Annotated in this window: 12 protein-coding genes; 9 read left to right on the top strand and 3 right to left on the bottom strand. The window is 73.8% G+C overall.

Annotated elements, in window-relative coordinates; all coding sequences use genetic code 11:
- Nucleotides 1-6 precede the first annotated feature (6 nt).
- Complete coding sequence (locus ACWF41_RS06615; protein ID WP_380321923.1) at nt 7-1,491, top strand: S1 family peptidase; 1,485 nt, start codon at nt 7-9, stop codon at nt 1,489-1,491.
- A 24-nt stretch (nt 1,492-1,515) separates the two neighbouring features.
- Here the strand turns inward: ACWF41_RS06615 and ACWF41_RS06610 are convergent, their stop codons facing one another.
- Nucleotides 1,516-2,940: a TrkH family potassium uptake protein gene (locus tag ACWF41_RS06610; RefSeq protein WP_380321926.1), complete on the bottom strand. Its 1,425-nt coding sequence runs from the start codon at nt 2,938-2,940 to the stop codon at nt 1,516-1,518.
- 56 nt (nt 2,941-2,996) lie between these two features.
- A complete protein-coding gene (locus ACWF41_RS06605) occupies nt 2,997-3,638 on the bottom strand; it encodes a TetR/AcrR family transcriptional regulator (protein WP_380321929.1) in 642 nt (213 codons plus the stop codon).
- 113 nt (nt 3,639-3,751) lie between these two features.
- Between ACWF41_RS06605 and ACWF41_RS06600 the strand changes: the two genes are divergently transcribed.
- From ACWF41_RS06600 to ACWF41_RS06575, 6 genes are all read left to right on the top strand, one after another.
- Nucleotides 3,752-6,364 carry a beta-d-glucosidase gene (locus ACWF41_RS06600; protein ID WP_380321932.1) on the top strand — a complete coding sequence of 871 codons (2,613 nt, stop codon included), beginning with the start codon at nt 3,752-3,754 and terminating at the stop codon, nt 6,362-6,364.
- 65 nt (nt 6,365-6,429) lie between these two features.
- Nucleotides 6,430-8,115 (top strand): ABC transporter substrate-binding protein, encoded by a 1,686-nt coding sequence (locus ACWF41_RS06595; protein ID WP_380321935.1) that lies wholly within the window; start codon nt 6,430-6,432, stop codon nt 8,113-8,115.
- Nucleotides 8,115-9,221 carry an ABC transporter ATP-binding protein gene (locus tag ACWF41_RS06590; RefSeq protein WP_380321938.1) on the top strand — a complete coding sequence of 369 codons (1,107 nt, stop codon included), beginning with the start codon at nt 8,115-8,117 and terminating at the stop codon, nt 9,219-9,221. Before ACWF41_RS06595 ends, ACWF41_RS06590 begins: the two co-directional genes overlap by 1 nt.
- Nucleotides 9,218-10,198, top strand: coding sequence for an ABC transporter permease (locus ACWF41_RS06585; protein ID WP_380321941.1), 981 nt, complete (start codon nt 9,218-9,220; stop codon nt 10,196-10,198). Before ACWF41_RS06590 ends, ACWF41_RS06585 begins: the two co-directional genes overlap by 4 nt.
- Nucleotide 10,199: 1 nt before the next feature.
- A complete protein-coding gene (locus ACWF41_RS06580; RefSeq protein WP_380321944.1) occupies nt 10,200-11,234 on the top strand; it encodes an ABC transporter permease in 1,035 nt (344 codons plus the stop codon).
- On the top strand, nt 11,231-12,280 hold the full coding sequence (locus ACWF41_RS06575; RefSeq protein ID WP_380321946.1) for an ABC transporter ATP-binding protein: 1,050 nt from the start codon (nt 11,231-11,233) through the stop codon (nt 12,278-12,280). Before ACWF41_RS06580 ends, ACWF41_RS06575 begins: the two co-directional genes overlap by 4 nt.
- 75 nt (nt 12,281-12,355) lie before the next feature.
- Here ACWF41_RS06575 and ACWF41_RS06570 read toward each other — a convergent pair whose 3' ends face one another.
- Nucleotides 12,356-13,801, bottom strand: coding sequence for an MFS transporter (locus ACWF41_RS06570; RefSeq protein ID WP_380321948.1), 1,446 nt, complete (start codon nt 13,799-13,801; stop codon nt 12,356-12,358).
- Between the two features lie 231 nt (nt 13,802-14,032).
- On the opposite strand from ACWF41_RS06570, the gene ACWF41_RS06565 reads away from it, so the two are divergent.
- The gene (locus ACWF41_RS06565; protein WP_380321951.1) at nt 14,033-15,016 is read left to right on the top strand and encodes a phosphatase PAP2 family protein; all 984 of its coding nucleotides are present in this window, start codon (nt 14,033-14,035) and stop codon (nt 15,014-15,016) included.
- 123 nt (nt 15,017-15,139) lie between these two features.
- The gene (gene topA / locus ACWF41_RS06560; RefSeq protein ID WP_380321954.1) at nt 15,140-17,962 is read left to right on the top strand and encodes a type I DNA topoisomerase; all 2,823 of its coding nucleotides are present in this window, start codon (nt 15,140-15,142) and stop codon (nt 17,960-17,962) included.
- The last annotated feature ends 73 nt before the right edge of the window (nt 17,963-18,035 follow it).

Genomic DNA, 18,035 nt, shown 5'->3' with positions numbered 1-18,035 from the left:
ATTCCGATGAGACGAACGACCCTCAGGACGCTCGCCGCAGCGGCGGCCGGCCTCACGCTCGTCGCGGCGGGGGCCACGGCGACCGCGGCGACGGCGGGGGCCGACGGCGGGTCCCGCGACGACGCGGGCCGCTACTCGGCGGGGCTGTTGCGCGCGATGCAGGACGACCTCGGCGTGTCGAAGGCGCGTGCCGTGGAGCGGCTCGACTTCCAGGCGGACGCCGCCGAGACGCAGGCGGCGCTCGACAAGACGCTCGGCAAGGACTTCGCCGGCACGTGGCTGGACCCGCAGGACGACGTCGTCTACGTGGCCACCACGGACGCCGGCGACGCCGCGAAGGTGCGGCGGGCGGGAGCCCGCGCGGTGGAGGCCCGCTGGTCCCTCGACCGGCTCCAGGGCTGGGCCGACGACCTGGAGGGCGCGCTGGGCGACGCGCGCGGCGTGCCGTCCTGGGCCGTGGACGTCGAGGAGAATGCCATCGTGGTCCAGGTGCACCGCGGCGCGGAGAAGACGGCCCGTGCGGCGGTGCGGGCCGCGGGCGTGCCGCGCGGCGCGGTGACCTACGCGGTCACGGCCGACGAGCCGCGGCTGCTCCAGGACGTGGTGGGCGGCAACGCCTACTACATCGGCCAGGGCACGCGCTGCTCGGTCGGCTTCGTCGTGACGACGGGCTTCGTCACGGCGGGGCACTGCGGCCAGACGGGCGCGACGACGTCGCAGCCGTCCGGCACGTTCGCAGGCTCCAGCTTCCCGGGCAACGACTACGCGTACGTGCGCACGGCCGCCGGCAACACGCTGGTGGGCGCGGTGAACAACTACGCGGGCGGCCAGGTCGCGGTGGCGGGCGCGACGCCCGTCTCGGTGGGCGCGCAGGTGTGCCGCTCCGGGTCGACGACGGGCTGGCACTGCGGCACGGTGACGGCGCTCAACTCGTCCGTGACCTACCCGGAGGGCACGATCACCGGGCTGATCCAGACGACGGTCTGCGCGGAGCCGGGCGACTCCGGCGGCTCGCTGCTGGCGGGGAACCAGGCGCAGGGCGTCACGTCGGGCGGGTCGGGCAACTGCAGCTCGGGCGGCCAGACGTTCTTCCAGCCGGTCGGCGAGATCCTGGCGGCGTACGGCCTGACGCTCGTGACGAGCGGCGGGGGCGACCCGGAGGAGCCGCCGCCGGGCAGCGCCTGCACGGGCACGTCGCACACGGCCACCGGGTCCCTGTACTCGGGCGGCCAGGCGGTCGAGCCCGACGGCAGCTACTTCTCGCTGAACCGCTCCACGACGGTGCGCGCCTGCGTGGACGGCCCGGCGGGCGCGGACTTCGACCTGTACCTCCAGAGGTGGACGGGCTCGACCTGGGCGACCGTCGCCCAGGGGGCGACACCGTCGGACGACGAGACCCTGTCGTACGCGGCGACGTCCGGCTACTACCGGGTGGTGGTGCACGCCTACACGGGCTCCGGCGCCTACACGGTGGGCATCTCGGCGGCCTGACCGCCGGTCCAGGGGTGGCCGTCGTCAGCCGATGACGACGGCCGCCTCCGGGCGCCGGTACAGCCGCTGCCGGTCGCGCATCGCGAGGCCGGTGCCGAGCGTGATCGGGCCGAGGCGCCCGAGGAACATGAGGGCCACCAGGACCAGCTGGTGCCAGGCCTGCATGTCGGCCGTGATGCCCGTGGACAGGCCGGTGGTGCTGAAGGCGGACACCACCTCGTAGAGCACCTGGTCGAGGGTGAACGCGCTGGTGGACAGGGTGATCGCGAGCGTGGGCACGACGACCGCCGCCACCCCGATGAGCGCCACGGTGAGCGCCTGCCGCTGGGTGCCGGGGGTCAGCCGCCGGTCGAAGAGGGTGGCGTCGGGGTCGCCGCGCAGCTCGGACCAGATGGCGACGGCGAGGACGGCGAAGGTGGTGACCTTGATGCCGCCGGCGGTGCCGCCGGACCCGGCGCCGACGAACATCAGCATGTCGGTGAAGAACCAGGTGCCGTTGTTCGCCTGGGACAGGTCCACCGAGTTGAACCCCGCCGTGCGCGGCATCACCGCCTGGGTGAACGCGGCCAGCACCTTGGCGGGCGGGTCGAGGGGGCCGAACGTGCCGGGGTTGCGCCACTCGGCGGCGAGGAAGAAGCCCGTGCCCACCACGAGCAGCGCCGCCGTCATGAGCAGGGTGAGGCGCGTGTGCACGCTCCAGCGCGACAGCTGTCGCAGGTCGGTGGGGCCGTCCTGGACGCGCCGGGTGCGGTGCAGGCGCCACAGCTCCAGCAGCACCGGGAAGCCGAGGCCGCCCACGATGATCGCCGCGCAGATCGGCAGGCAGACCCACGGGTCCGCGACGAACGGCACGAGGTTCTGGCTGTAGATCGAGAAGCCGGCGTTGTTGAACGCCGAGACCGCGTGGAAGACCCCCGACCACAGGGCGCGGCCGGCCGGCTCGTCGTAGGCCGTGGCGAACCGGAGCGTGAGGACCGTGGCCACCACGAGCTCGCTGACCACGGTGAACCGGAGCACGCCCAGCAGCACGCGCCGCACGTCGCCCATCCCGACCGAGCGCGTGGACTCGGTGGCGACCAGGCGGGTGCTCAGCCCGAGGCGCCGCGTCAGCAGCAGCCCCAGCAGCGACGCGAGCGTCATGACGCCGAACCCGCCCACCTGGATCAGCAGCAGGATCACGACCTGCCCGAACGGCGTCCAGAAGTGCTCGGTGTCCACGACGGCGAGCCCGGTCACGCAGGTCGCGGACGTGGCGGTGAACAGGGCCTCGACGAAGCCGGCGCTGCGCCCGGTCGCGCTGATCGGGAGGCTCAGGAGGGCGGTGCCCGCGCCGATCGTGGCGAGGAACGCCAGGGTGACCACCTGTGCCGGGCGGCGGCGCAGGCTCGCGGGCGACGCGGGCGAGGACGGTGGCACCCGGTGCGGGCGCAGCCAGGGAATCAGGTGCACGAAGGAAAAGTGTGCACCTGCCAGGGCGCGGTCCCCAGCGCGGGCGCCCGACGGCGTCAGCCGACGACGCGCGGGGCGTCCGGCCCGGCGAGCGCGGCGGTGAGGATCGCCTCGATCGCGAAGGCGGTGTCCTCGGCGAGGTCGACGGCGTCGGGCGCAAGCAGCCACTGCACCTGGAGGCCGTCCATCACGCCGATGACGGCGCTGGCGGCCCGCCGCGCGCGGGCCTCGGCGAGGTCGACGCCGCGCTCCTGCGCCACCTGCAGCAGGGCGCGGGTGATCTCGCCGCGCAGCACCGTGAAGCGCTCGGTGACCCAGTCGGCGGCGGGGTGCCCGTCGGTGACGGACTCGCCGGTGAGCACGGAGTAGGCCTGCACGATGCCGCGCCGGTCCGCGTTGAGGCGGGCCGTGGTCATGAGGTGGCGGAACAGGTCGAGCCCGCCGGGGATGTGCTGGCCCTCGAGGTGCTCGACGTCCACCCGGTCGCGGTACTCGAGCACCGCCCACAGCAGCTTGTCCTTGCTGCCGAAGTGGTGCAGCACGCCCGCGTGCGTGATGCCGACCTGCTCGGCCACGTCGACGAGCGACCCCGCGTGGTAGCCCTTCGAGCCGAACACGCGCGTCGCCGCGCCGAGGATCTCCTCGCGCCGCTCGGCCTTCGAGGGGCGGGTCCGTCGCGGGGAGCTGCCGTCTGTCATGGCGTCACCATACTGTGACCTTCGTCTACTTACTTACCTGTCAGTAACTGTGGTTCACTGGGCGCCAGTCGGGACCGACGAGGGCGCCGACAGGGACGAAGGAGTGCCACCGCGTGTCATCGCAGACCGCCACCACCAGCACCGACGCCGCCGCGCGCGCCGTCGCCCCCGCGGGCGACGAGCACCTCGAGCGGGCGATCGACGCGCTCGTCGACCGCCTCGACCTCGAGGAGAAGGCCGCCCTCGTCGTCGGCGCCTCCCTGTGGGCCACCGTCCCCGTGGAGCGCCTGGGCCTCGAGCCGGTGGTGATGTCCGACGGCCCGGTCGGCGTCCGCGACCCCGAGGGGAGCGGGACGTCCGCGATGCTGCCCGCCCCGTCGGCGCTCGCGGCCACCTGGGACGTCGGCCTCGCCCGTCGGGCGGGCGCGCTGTTCGCCGCCGAGGCCCGCCGTCACGGCGTGGACATGGTGCTGGCGCCGCAGGTGAACCTGCAGCGCACGCCCGTGGGCGGCCGCCACTTCGAGTGCTACTCCGAGGACCCGCACCTCACCGCCGAGGTCGCCGTCGCCCTCGTGACCGCGGCGCAGGAGCGCGGGGTGGGCATGTGCGTCAAGCATTACGTCGCCAACGACTCCGAGACGGACCGCACCCGCTACCTCGCCCGGGTGGACGAGCGGACGCTGCGCGAGGTGTACCTCGCGCCGTTCGAGCGGCTCGTCGCCGCCGGCGCCTGGAGCGTCATGGGCGCGTACAGCGGCGTCGACGACGGCCGCGTCGCGGCGCCCGCGCTCGAGCACCGGCCGCTGCTCACCGGCGTGCTCAAGGAGGAGTGGGGCTTCGACGGCCTCGTCGTGAGCGACTGGGTGGCCACGCAGTCCGTGGCGCCCGCCGTCCGCGGCGGCCTCGACCTGCAGATGCCCGGCCCGGACGGCCCCTGGGGCGACGGGCTGCTCGACGCCGCCCGCGCCGGCGCCGTCGACCCCGCCGACCTCGACGACAAGGTGCGCCGGCTGCTGCGCCTGGCGCACCGCGTGGGCCGGCTCCGGCTGCCCGGCGACGCCGCGCCCACGGTGCACGAGGGGCACGCCCCGGTCGACGCCGTGCCGCTGCTGCGCGAGCTGGTCGCGCGGTCCGTCGTCGTGCTCAAGGACAACACCGGCGTGGTGCCGCTGGTCGACCCGTCGCACGCCCCGGACGGGACCGCCGGCACGCCGCTGCGGGTCGCCCTGCTCGGCGCGCACGCGGTGGAGCCGTTCTTCCAGGGCGGCGGGTCGTCGTTCGTCGTGCCCGACCGCCTCAGCCATCCCGCGGACGCGCTGCGCGCCGCGCTGCCGGAGGGCTCCGTCGTGGACGTCGTCGCCGGCTCGCGCGTGCTGCGCAACCCGCCGGCGCTGGACCCGGCCCGCTGCACCGACCCCGTGACCGGCGCCCCCGGCGTCCGGGTCGAGTGGCTCGCCGCCGACGGCGCCGTGCGCCGCGCCGAGACTGCCGCCGACTGGGACGGGTGGTGCGCCGACGTCGGCCCCGACGACGCGACCCTGCGCCTGTCCGCCCGCGTGCGCACCGACGAGCCGGGCACCCACGAGCTCGGGGTGGGCACCGTCGGCGTGCACCGCGTGCGGGTGGACGGCCGCCTCGCCTCCGCGGGCGACGTCGTGGCCCGCGAGGACGTCATCCTCGCCTCCGCGCACAACCACCCCGTCGCCGCGACGCTCGCGGTCGAGGGCGGGGCCGATGGCACCCTGCTCGAGGCGGACCTGCAGGTGGTGCACCCCGTCGGCTACGACCGCTTCGTGCGCGGCGCGCTGGTGCACCGGCTGCCCGGGCCCACGGCCGAGGAGGAGCTGGAGGCTGCGGCCGCCGCGGCCCGCGCGGCCGACGTCGCGGTCGTCGTCGTGGGGACCACGCACGAGGTGGAGTCCGAGGGGTACGACCGCGCCGACCTGGCGCTGCCGGGGAACCAGGACGCGCTGGTGCGCCGCGTGCTCGCCGCGAACCCGCGCACCGTGGCGGTCGTCAACGCCGGCGCCCCCGTGCTCCTGCCCTGGTACGACGACGCACCCGCCGTGCTGTGGGGCTGGCTGCCCGGCCAGGAGGCCGGCACCGGGCTCGCCGACGTGCTCACCGGCGTCACCGAGCCGTCCGGCCGCCTGCCGTGGACGCTGCCCGCGCGCGCCGAGGACGTGCCCGTGCCGCACGCCGTCCCCGTCGGCGGCGTCGTCGACTACGCCGAGCGCCTCGACGTCGGGTACCGCGCCTGGGAGCGGCGCCTCGACGCCGGCTCGGGTGCCGGGCCCGAGCCGGCCGCCCCGTTCGGGCACGGGCTCGGCTGGACGACCTGGGACTACGAGGTCGCGGCCCTCGCCGCCCCCGGGCCCGGCCCGGCCGACGCGGACGTCGTCGTGCGCGTCACCGTGCGCAACACCGGCACCCGGGCCGGGCGCGAGGTCGTCCAGGTGTACGTGACCCCGCCGCCCGGCACGGCCAGCACCGACCCGGCGCGCCCCGTGCGGTGGCTCGGCGGCTTCGCCGTCGTCGACGCCGCGCCGGGGGATCGCGTCACCGCCGAGGTGCGTGTGCCCCGCCGCGCCCTCGAGACGTGGGACGCCGCAGCCGGCGGCTGGACCACCCCGCCCGGCACCTACCGGCTCGTCGTGAGCCGGTCGGTGCGCGACCCGCGGCTCGACGTCGCCCTCGACGTCCCGCCCGGGCCGCTCACCCCCTGACGTCCCACCCAGCTGTCCACACCCAACCGCCCCGCGTCGTCGGGGCACGTGCAAGGAGGCACACCGTGAGAATCCGCAAGCTCAGCACGGCGGTCGCGAGTGCGGCGGTCGTCGCCCTGCTGGCCGCAGCCTGCGGCGGAGGCGGCGGCACCGGCGACGGCGACCCGTCCGCGTCCGGTGGCGGGGTCGGCACCGAGACCCTGACCGTCGGCATGCCCAACGGCGTGCAGACGAACAACCAGTCGCCGTTCGCCACCGGCTCCTCGGCCCTGTCCCTCGGCTACGCGTTCGTCATCTACGAGCCGCTCATGATGCGCAACCAGGCGAAGCCCTCGGAGGAGCCGAAGCCCTGGCTGGCCGAGAAGATCGAGTGGAGCGAGGACTACACCCAGGCCGTCATCACGCCGCGCTCCGGCGTGACCTGGTCCGACGGCGAGGACTTCACCGCGAAGGACATCGCCTTCTCGATCCAGCTGCGCATCGACAACGACGGCCTCAACGCCGCCGCGCTGCCGTACGACAAGGTCGAGACGGACGGGTCCACCGTGACCGTGTCGTTCACCGCGCCGCAGTACGTCAACCAGTCCAAGCTGTACGACCTGCTCATGGTGCCGGAGCACCTGTGGAAGGACGTCGACGACCCGACGACGTTCACCAACGAGAAGCCCGTCGGCACCGGCCCCTACACGCTCGAGTCGTGGACGCCGCAGGCGGCCACCGTGAAGGCGCGCGACGACTACTGGGGCGGCCAGCCGAAGGTCCCGGAGATCCGGTACTCGTCGTACAACGACAACAACGCGCTCACCACGGCCCTCACCACCGGCGAGGCCCAGTGGGGCTGGACGTTCATCGCCGACTACGAGAACGTCTACATCGCGCAGGACCCGGAGCACTACCACCAGTACGCGGCCGCCGGCCTCGGCATCGACGCGCTCTTCCTCAACAACGAGAAGAAGCCGTTCGACGACGTCGCCTTCCGCAAGGCGCTGAACATGGTCATCGACCGCGACGAGCTGGTGAAGGTCGCCACCTCGGGCGTGAACCCGCCGCTGACCAACGCCACCGGCCTGCCGCTGCCCGCCGGCGAGGAGTTCCTCTCCGACACGTTCGCCGGTGACGACCTCGCGGTCGACGTCGACGGCGCCAAGGCGCTGCTCACCGACGCCGGCTACACGTGGGAGGGCGACAAGCTCGTCGACCCCGACGGCGAGAAGGTGACGTTCGAGCTCACCAACCCGGCCGGCTGGAACGACTACCTCACCGCGCTCGACCTCATCAAGAACGCGGCGGCGAAGCTCGGCGTCGACGCCACCGTCAACCCCGTGAACCAGGACGGCTGGTTCGCCGACGTCATCCCGCCGGGCGACTTCCAGGCCTCCCTGCACTGGACCGACGGCGGCGCGACGCCGTGGGACATGTACGCCGACCAGTTCGACGGCGCGCAGTACAAGAAGCTCGGCGAGCCGGCCACGTGGAACTTCGGTCGCTTCCAGGACGACGACGCGACGAAGGCGTTCGCGGACTACGCGGCGGCGACCGACGACGCGGCCCGCGCCGCGGCGATGGAGACCATCCAGAAGGTCTACGTGGAGCAGGTGCCGGCCATCCCGATCTGGTCGCGTCCGGCCACCGCGCAGTACTCGACGCTGAACTACGTCGGCTGGCCGTCCGAGGACGACCCGTACAACCAGCCGCAGCCCACCGGCGTGCAGGCCGCGCAGATCGTCATGAACCTGGAGCCCGCGTCCTGATGCCCGCCCAGACCACCTTCCCCGGGGCGCCCGCCGGCGCCCCGGGGGAGGCCCCCCAGCCCGATCCCGGGGCACCCGTGCTGGAGGCCGTCGGGATCACCAAGCACTACCCGGTCAAGGGCGGCGGCCGCGGTACCGGGCGCGGCGCCGTCGTGCACGCCGTCGACGGTGTGGACCTCGCCCTGCACCGGGGCCGCGTCGTCGCCCTCGTGGGCGAGTCCGGCTCCGGCAAGTCGACCATCGCGCGCCTGCTCGCCCAGCTCCAGCCCCTCACCGCCGGCCGCCTGCTGCTCGGCGGCACCGACGCGCGGGCCCGCGGGCGCCGCGCGTTCCGCCGGTACGTGAACCGCGTCCAGATGATCTTCCAGGACCCGTTCGCGTCATTGAACCCGGTGCACCCCGTGCGGTACACCCTGACGCGCGCCCTGCGGATCCACCGCGGCCGGCTGCGCGGGCCCGAGCTGGAGCAGGCCCTCGCCGAGCTGCTCGGGCGCGTGCACCTCACGCCCGCCGAGCGGTACGTCGACAAGTACCCGCACGAGCTGTCGGGCGGGCAGCGCCAGCGCATCGCCATCGCGCGGGCGCTCGCCGCGGACCCCGACGTCCTGCTCGCCGACGAGCCGATCTCGATGCTCGACGTGTCCATCCGACTCGGGATCCTCAACCTGCTGGCCGACCTGCGCGACCGGCTGCACCTCGCGATCCTCTACATCACGCACGACATCGCGTCCGCCCGGTACTTCGCCGACACCACCCTCGTGATGTACGCGGGGCGCGTCGTGGAGTCGGGGGACAGCGAGTCGGTCACGCAGGACCCGAAGCACCCGTACACGCGGCTGCTCCTGGCGTCCGCCCCCGACCCCGAGGACCTGGCCGAGCGCCCGCAGGGCACGCCCCGCGGCGAGCCGCCGAGCCTCGTGAGCCCGCCGAGCGGCTGCCGGTTCCACCCGCGCTGCCCGTTCGCCACCGACCTGTGCGCCGCCGAGGCGCCGCCCCTGCTCGACGTCGGCCGCGGGCCTGAGGGGGAGCCGCGGCAGGCGGCCTGCTGGGGATACTCGGACCGCGCCGACGCCCCGGTGCTGACGACCACGGGAGGGGACGCATGAGGTTCGTGCTGCGCCGCGCGGTGTTCTACCTGTTCACCGCCTGGGCCGCCATCACCATCAACTTCTTCGTGCCCCGGCTGCTGCCGGGCGACCCGGTCACCGCTCTCATGGGCCGCATGCAGGGCCGCATCGACTCGAACGCGGAGGAGTCCCTGCGCGTCCTGTTCGGGCTCGACCAGGACATGTCCCTGTGGGACCAGTACGTGCACTACTGGCAGATGCTTTTCCACGGCGACCTGGGGCTGAGCTTCACCCACTTCCCGACCCCGGTGTCCGAGATCGTGATGCAGGCGCTGCCGTGGACCGTCGGCCTCGTGGGCATCGCCACGATCATCGCGTTCTTCCTCGGCACGGCCATCGGCACCGGTATCGGCTGGCGGCGCGGCACCTGGGCGGACTCGCTGCTGCCGATCACCACGTTCTTCTCGGCGGTGCCCTACTTCTGGCTGGGCCTCATCGCCATCGCCGTGTTCGCCGTCAACCTCGGCTGGTTCCCGTCGAACGGCAGCTACGACCGCGGCATGGTGCCGTCGCTGAGCTGGGAGTTCGTCGGCTCGGTGATCTACTACGGCACCCTGCCGGCCCTGACGATCGTCGTGTCGTCGGTCTCCGGCTGGATCCTCGGCATGCGCAACATGATGGTGACGGTCTCCAGCGAGGACTTCGTCACCGTGGCGCACGCCAAGGGGCTGCCGTCGCGGGCCGTGGTCGTGGGCTACGCGGCCCGCAACGCCGTGCTGCCGCAGGTGTCGAGCTTCGCGCTCGCCCTCGGCTTCGTGGTGGGCGGCACGCTCGTCATGGAGATGGTCTTCAGCTACCAGGGCATCGGCTACACGCTCTACCAGGCCGTCTCCACCCACGACTACCCGCTGATGCAGGGCTGCTTCCTCGTCATCACGCTGTCCGTGCTGGTCGCCAACCTCGTGGCGGACCTGGCCTACGCGGCGCTCGACCCCCGCACCCGGCAGGAGGGCTGACATGGCCACATCGACCACCGCGATCGAGGTCGCGGCACCCACGGGGCCGGACGACGTCGGCACCGGCGTCGCGCGGCCCGGCCGGCGCCCGCGGCTGCTGTTCCTGCGCAACTCCAAGGCCCTGGTCGGCATCGGCATCCTCGTGTTCTTCGGGATCCTCGCCGTCGTCGGGCCGTGGATCGCGCCGTACGACCCGGACCAGGTGAGCACCGCCCTGCTGCAGCCGCCGTCCGGCGCGCACTGGCTCGGCACCGACCACACCGGCCGGGACATCCTGTCCCAGATCATCGTCGGGACCCGTGGGGTGCTCGTCGTCGGGCTCGTCGCGGGGCTCGGGGCCACCGCGCTCGGCGTGCTCGTCGGGGTCACGGCGGGGTTCGTCGGCGGCCTCGGCGACGAGGGGCTGTCGGCGCTGTCGAACGTCTTCCTCGTCATCCCGCAGCTGCCGCTCATCATCATCATCGCGGCCCAGCTGCCCAGCGCGGGCGGCGTCACGGTGGCGCTCGTCATCGGCGCCACCGGGTGGGCCTGGGGCGCGCGCGTGCTGCGCGCCCAGACCCTGTCCCTGCGCAAGCGGGACTTCGTCGAGGCCGCGCGCGCCACCGGCGAGCGCACCTGGCGGATCGTCCTGGCCGAGGTGCTGCCCAACCTCACGGCGATCATCGCCGCCGGCTTCGTCGGCACGGTGACGTTCGCCGTGCTGAGCCAGGTGACGCTCGCGTTCATCGGCATCACGCCGGTGAGCGAGTGGAACTGGGGCACCATCCTGTTCTGGGCCCAGAACAACCTGGCGCTGCAGCGCGGCGCCTGGTGGTGGTTCGTGCCCGCCGGCCTGTGCATCGCCCTGCTGGGCATGGCGCTCACCCTGATCAACTTCGGCATCGACGAGCTGGTCAACCCGCGCCTGCGCAGCACCGGCATGCACGCCCGCACCCTGCGCCGCCGCGGCATCCGCCCGCGCGTCGGTTTCACGCCCGTGGTCCGGGAGGCGCGACCCGCCACCACCACCGTGCCCACCACCGAGGAGGACCGATGAGCGAGCCCGTGCTGGAGATCCGGGACCTGCACGTGGACTACGGCTTCGGCGACGACCCGACGCACGTGCTGCGCGGTGTGGACCTCACGCTGCACCGCGGCGAGGTGCTGGGCCTGGCGGGGGAGTCGGGCTGCGGCAAGTCGACCCTCGCGTACGCCGCGACACGGCTGCTGCCGCCGCCCGGCCTCATCACCGGCGGGGAGGTGTGGCTCACCGACCGCGAGGGGCGGCGCAGCGACGTGCTCGGCCTCACCGACGCGCAGCTGCGCGCCGCCCGCTGGCGCGACGTCGCCATCGTGTTCCAGGGCGCGATGAGCTCGCTCAACCCGGTGTTCCGGATCGGGCGCCAGCTCACCGACGGCATCCGCGCCCACCGGCCCGGCCTGTCGGCGCGGGACCTCGAGGCGCGCGCCGCCGAGCTGCTGGAGATGGTCGGCATCTCCGCCGACCGCCTCCGGGCGTACCCGCACCAGCTGTCGGGCGGCATGCGCCAGCGCGTGATGATCGCGATGGCGCTCGCCCTGGAGCCGCAGGTGCTCCTCATGGACGAGCCGACGACGGCGCTGGACGTCGTCATGCAGCGCCAGATCCTCGAGCAGATCATGGAGCTGCGCGACCGGCTCGGGTTCTCCGTCGTGCTCATCACCCACGACGTGTCCCTGCTCGTGGAGGTCGCCGACCGCATCGCGATCATGTACGCGGGGGAGATCGTCGAGGAGGCCACCGCCTCGGAGGTGTACCGCAAGCCCCGGCACCCGTACTCGTCGGGGCTGCTGAGCTCGTTCCCCCCGCTGCACGGGCCGCGGCGCGAGCTGTCGGGCATCCCCGGCGCCCCGCCGGACCTGCAGCGGCTCGGCGCGGGCTGCCCGTTCGCCCCCCGCTGCCCGCACGCGATGGACGTCTGCCGGGACGTGCGGCCGGTGCTCGGCCCGCCGAGCACGGGCGAGGACCGGCGCGTCGCGTGCCACCTGCACGACGCCGGCCTCGTCGCCGCGGGCTCGGGCACTGGTTCGGGTGTCGGTCTCCCGCCGGAGCTCGCCCGCTGACCCCTTCGAGCACGGGATCCGTTTCGCCGATGGGCCTGATGGCGATACGGATCCCGTGCTCGGAAGTGACGGCGCTCAGCGCGCGTCCGCCCCGACCGACGCGGTCGTGGTGTCGCCCGACCCGCCGGCGGCGGGCGCCTGCGGGTCCCGACCGAGCAGGAGGCCGGTGAGCACGGCACCCACCAGCGCGATCACGGCCGCTCCGACGAACACGGCGGAGAACCCGTCGGTGAGGGCGACGACGTCGCCGAGGGCGGTCGCGCCCGCCGCGGCGCCGACGGCCGTCATCGCGGCCAGGCCGAGGGCCGAGCCCACCTGGTAGCTCGTGTTGACGATGCCGGAGGCCAGCCCGCCCTCGGACGGCGCCGCGCTGGAGATGGCGGTGCCGAGCGACGGGATGAACGCCAGGGACATGCCCAGGGCGGCGACGAGCGTCGCGGGCAGGACGTCGACGACGTAGCTGCCGTCGGGACGCACCAGGGCCAGCCAGCCGAGCCCGGCGGCCAGCAGGACGAGGCCGGTCACCGTGGTGGTCGTGGTGCCGAACCGGGCGATGACGCGCGGCGCGAGCACCACCATCCCGAGCATGATCAGCGCGGTCATGGGCACGAGCGCGGCACCCGAGGCGAACGCGTCGAACCCGAGCACCTGCTGCAGGTACAGGTTGAGGAAGAACCACATCGGGATCCACGCGGCGCCGAGCAGCAGCTGGGCGAGGTTCGCCGCGCCGAGGCGCGGCGTGCGGAAGATGCGCAGCGGGACCAACGGCTCGCGCCGCACGGCCTGACTGACGACGAACAGCACCAGGAGCACCGCGGCCCCGCCCAGCACCAGCCAGGTCTGCGGGGCGGCCCAGCCGACCTCGGGTGCGCGGACGACGCCGTAGACGAGGGCGCCGAGACCGGCGGTGACCGTCAGCGCGCCGACCAGGTCGACGGAGCCGGATGCTCCCGTGCGGGCGGCGGGCAAGAAGCGCGGGGTGAGCAGCAGGATGACGAGGGCCACCGGCACGTTGAGCCAGAACACCCACGGCCAGCTGAGGTACTGCGTGATCAGGCCGCCGAGGAAGACGCCGGCGGTGCCGCCCGCGGGGGCCGCGGCGCCGTAGACGGCGAGCGCCCTGGTGAGCTCGCGTGGGCTCGACCCGAAGACGGTCATGAGGAGCGTGAGCGCGGCGGGCGCGATCATCGCCGCACCGACGCCCTGGACCGCGCGGCCGGTGAGCTCGGCGGCGACCGACCCGGCCGCGCCCGCGAGCACGGAGCCCCCGAGCAGCACCACCCAGCCGAGCGTGAAGAGGCGCCGCGCGCCGAACAGGTCGGACAGGCGTCCGCCGAGCAGCAGCAGGCCGCCGAAGGCCACGACGTACGCGTTGAAGACCCAGGAGAGGTTGCCCTGGGAGAAGCCGAGGTCGTCCTGGATGCGGGGGAGGGCGACCCCGATGATCGACGTGTCCATGATGACCATGAACTGCGCGGCGGCGATGAGCGCGAGAGCCCCGCCGCGTGCGGTGGTGGACATGAGGTTCCGTTTCCGGCTCGGGCCGTGACGGCCGGGCCTGAAGGGCTGGGCTAGATACCCCGGTGGGGTATAGCGGGGAACGTAGCGTACCCCTGGGGGGTATGCAAGGGGTTCGTGAAGACCGATGCGTGTCGGCGTCGCGCGAGCAGGTCCGACGGCGACGTGCGGGAGGGGGAGAGGTCCCCACGCCGCGCGTACGTTTCCGTCACACCGAGTCGGTAGCGTGATCCCGTGCTCACCGCGACGCGCCCCCAGACGCCGCCGACCCCCTCGCAGGGGACGGCGGGAGTCGGCGCGCCGATCCTGCCGGTCGGCGCGTGGCGCGGGGAGCGGCCCACGCCGCGGACGAGGACGGCGCCGCGCGTCGTGGCCGCCGTCGTCGCGCTGCTCGCGGCGGTAGGCGTCTGGCTCGTGTGGCGCTTCTTCGTCGGCACCGCGGCGGGCCAGCGGGTGGACGACCTCGCGTTCGACGGCGCCACGCACGGGCAGGGCCGGCTGTGGCAGGTGGCCGAGCCGGTGCTCGACGTCGTGTCCGTGGCGTTCGTCGTCGCGGGCGTCGGGGTCGCGATGCTGGTCGCCGTGCTCCGCAGGCGGTGGGTGCTCGCGCTGCAGGTGGCCGTCCTCGTGGCGGGCGCCAACATCACGACGCAGGTGCTCAAGCACGGGATCCTCGACCGGCCCGAGCTGCTCGACGGCTGGACCGGTCCCAACACGCTGCCCAGCGGCCACACCACGGTGGCCGCGTCGGTCTCCGTCGCCCTGCTGCTCGTCACGCCCCGCGCGTGGCGCGCCGTCGTCGCGCTGCTGGGCGCCGCGTACACGGGGGCCACGGGCGTCTCGACGCTCGTCGGCCAGTGGCACCGCCCGTCCGACGTCGTGGCCGCTGTGCTCGTCGTGCTCGCGTGGGGCGCGCTGGTGTGCGCCCTCACGCCGGCGTCGTCCACCGACGAGCTGCGCCGGGCGGGGGAGTCGTACCGCGCTCCGGGCTCGTACGTGGTCGCCGGGCTGCTGCTGCTCGGGTCGCTGGCCGGGGCCGTGGTCTCCGGCGCGACGCTCGTCGGCCTCGTGCGCAGCGGCGACCCGGTCCCGCTCTCGCCCGACCTCACCGCCTACGCGGCGGGCGCCCTGGGCGTCCTCGCCGTGACGGCCGCGGCGTTCGCCGTGCTCCTCCTGCTGCGCCAGCTCACCGCGCAGCCTCGCCGCACGTCTCGGTAGAGTGCCGCCCGACGGCCCGTGTCGGGGAAGTGACGAGCGGATGTCGTACCGTGACATGACCGGTCGGCCGGCCGGCGCCCAGCACCGCCGCCAGCACCGCAGCACCAGGGAAAGCAGGAACGGATGCCCCAGCCACGCAAGCTCGTGATCGTCGAGTCGCCCACCAAGGCTCGCAAGATCCAGGGCTACCTCGGCGACGACTTCGAGGTCGAGGCGAGCGTCGGGCACATCCGCGACCTGCCCCAGCCGAGGGACCTGCCCGCGGAGATGAAGAAGGGCCCGTACGGCAAGTTCGCCGTCGACGTCGACAACGGGTTCGACCCCTACTACGAGGTCCACGCGGACAAGAAGCAGAAGGTCCGCGAGCTGAAGAAGGCCCTCAAGGAGGCCGACGAGCTCTACCTCGCCACCGATGAGGACCGCGAGGGCGAGGCCATCGCGTGGCACCTCATCCAGGAGCTCAAGCCCAAGGTCCCGGTCAAGCGGATGGTCTTCCACGAGATCACCCGTGAGGCGATCCTGCGGGCGCTGGAGAACACCCGTGAGCTCGACGAGGACCTCGTCGACGCGCAGGAGACCCGCCGCATCCTCGACCGCCTCTACGGCTACGAGGTGTCTCCGGTGCTGTGGCGCAAGGTGCGCCAGGGCCTGTCGGCAGGCCGCGTGCAGTCCGTCGCCACGCGCCTTGTCGTGGAGCGCGAGCGGGAGCGCATGGCGTTCGTCGCCGCGGACTACTGGGACGTCAGCGGTCAGTTCGCGCCCACCGAGGGCGACGACGCCGGGCAGGCGTTCCGCGCCCGCCTCACCGGCCTCGGGGGCGACCGGGTCGCCGCGGGCCGCGACTTCGACGACCGCGGCCGACTCAAGGTCCGCACCTCTCGGGGCCCCCGCGAAGACCCGCAGCGAAGCGAGGACGCTTCGCGGGGTGAGACGGGCGTCGTGCAGCTCGACGAGGCGGCGGCGAACGCCGTCGTCGCCGGGCTCGCGGACGCCGCGTTCGCGGTCCGCTCGCTCGAGACCAAGCCGTACTCGCGCAAGCCGGCGGCGCCGTTCACCACCTCGACGCTGCAGCAGGAGGCGGGCCGCAAGCTGCGCATGAGCTCGCGCCAGACGATGCGCACCGCGCAGGGACTGTACGAGAACGGCTACATCACCTACATGCGGACCGACTCGCCGTCGCTGTCCGCGGAGGCGACCGACGCCGCACGCCGGCAGGCGGCCGAGCTGTACGGGCCGGAGTACGTGCCGGGCGCGCCGCGGCTGTACGCCACCAAGAACAAGGGCGCGCAGGAGGCGCACGAGGCGATCCGCCCCGCGGGCGACTCGTTCCGCACCCCCGCCCAGGTGGCGCGCGAGATCTCCGGCGACCAGTTCAAGCTGTACGAGCTGATCTGGAAGCGCACCGTGGCCTCGCAGATGGCCGACGCGAAGGGGTCGACGGCGTCCGTGCGGGTGGCCGCGACGCTGGCCGGCGCGGCGGGCGACCTCGCCGGCCGCGACGCCGTCTTCTCGGCCTCGGGCACCGTCATCACGTTCCGCGGCTTCCTCGCCGCGTACGAGGAGGGGACGGACGTCGCCGAGGGCGACCAGGGCGGCGCGGCGGGCGCCGGGTCGGGCAAGGACGCGCGCCTGCCCCGGATGGCCGAGGGCGACCCCCTGCGCGGCGACGACCTCGTCGCCGAGGGCCACTCGACCACGCCGCCGGCCCGCTTCACCGAGGCGTCGCTGATCAAGGCGCTCGAGGAGCTGGGCATCGGCCGGCCGTCGACGTACGCCGCGACGATCTCGACCGTCCAGGACCGCGGCTACGTGCGGACCAAGGGCCAGGCGCTGATCCCGACGTGGCTCGCGTTCGCCGTCGTGAAGCTGCTCGAGGAGCACTTCCGCTGGCTGGTGGACTACGACTTCACGGCCGAGATGGAGGCCGACCTCGACCAGATCGCGTCGGGCAGCCGGGACCGCGTGGCCTGGCTGACGCGGTTCTACTTCGGCGACGGCACGGGCGAGAGCACCGGCTGGGGCCTGCACGAGCTGGTGGAGAACCTCGGCGAGATCGACCCGGTGGCGATCAACTCGGTCGAGATCGGCGAGGGCATCCGCGTGCGGGTCGGCCGCTACGGCCCGTACGTCGAGGACCTGGGCGCCGAGGTCGCGGAGGGCCAGAACCCGCCGCGCGCGTCGATCCCGGAGGACGTGGCCCCCGACGAGCTGACGGTCGCGATGGCGCGCGAGCTGCTGGCCGCGGGCGCCGACGACGGTAAGCAGCTCGGCACGGACCCGGTGTCGGGCAACGCGATCATCGCGAAGTCGGGCCGCTACGGGCCGTTCGTCACCGAGGTGCTGGACCTGCCGGAGATCGACCCGAGCCTGTCGGCCGCGGCGCAGAAGCGGGCGAAGGCCGCGCAGCCGAAGCCGCGCACCGCGTCGCTGTTCAAGGACATGTCGCTGGAGACGGTGACCCTCGACGACGCGCTCAAGCTGCTGTCCCTGCCGCGCGTGGTGGGCACCGACCCGGAGTCGGGTGACGAGATCACCGCGCAGAACGGGCGCTACGGGCCGTACCTGAAGAAGGGCACCGACTCGCGCACCATTGCGTCGGAGGAGCAGCTCTTCACGATCACGCTGGACGAGGCGCTGAAGATCTACGCCGAGCCCAAGCGGGGCCGGGGCGCTCGCCCCGCGACCCCGCCGCTGCGCGAGCTGGGCGACGACCCGACCAGCGGCAAGCCGATCGTCGTCAAGGACGGCCGGTTCGGCGCGTACGTCACGGACGGCGAGACGAACCGGACCCTGCCGCGCGACCTCACGCCGGAGAGCATCACGCCCGAGCGGGCGATCGAGCTGCTCGCGGAGAAGCGGGCGGCCGGTCCGGCCAAGAAGCGCACGACGACGCGCAAGCCTGCCGCGAAGAAGCCCGCGACCAAGAAGCCGGCCGCCAAGAAGTAGCGAGCCGTGCTGTGAGCGGGGGGGGGGGGGCGGGGTGTTTTGTGGGCAGGGGGGAAATCCCCCCCCCCCAGCC

The sequence above is a fragment of the Isoptericola sp. NPDC055063 genome, assembly GCF_053608125.1.
Note: the sequence above shows the minus strand (reverse complement) of the source record. Positions and strands in the feature narration are given on the sequence as shown.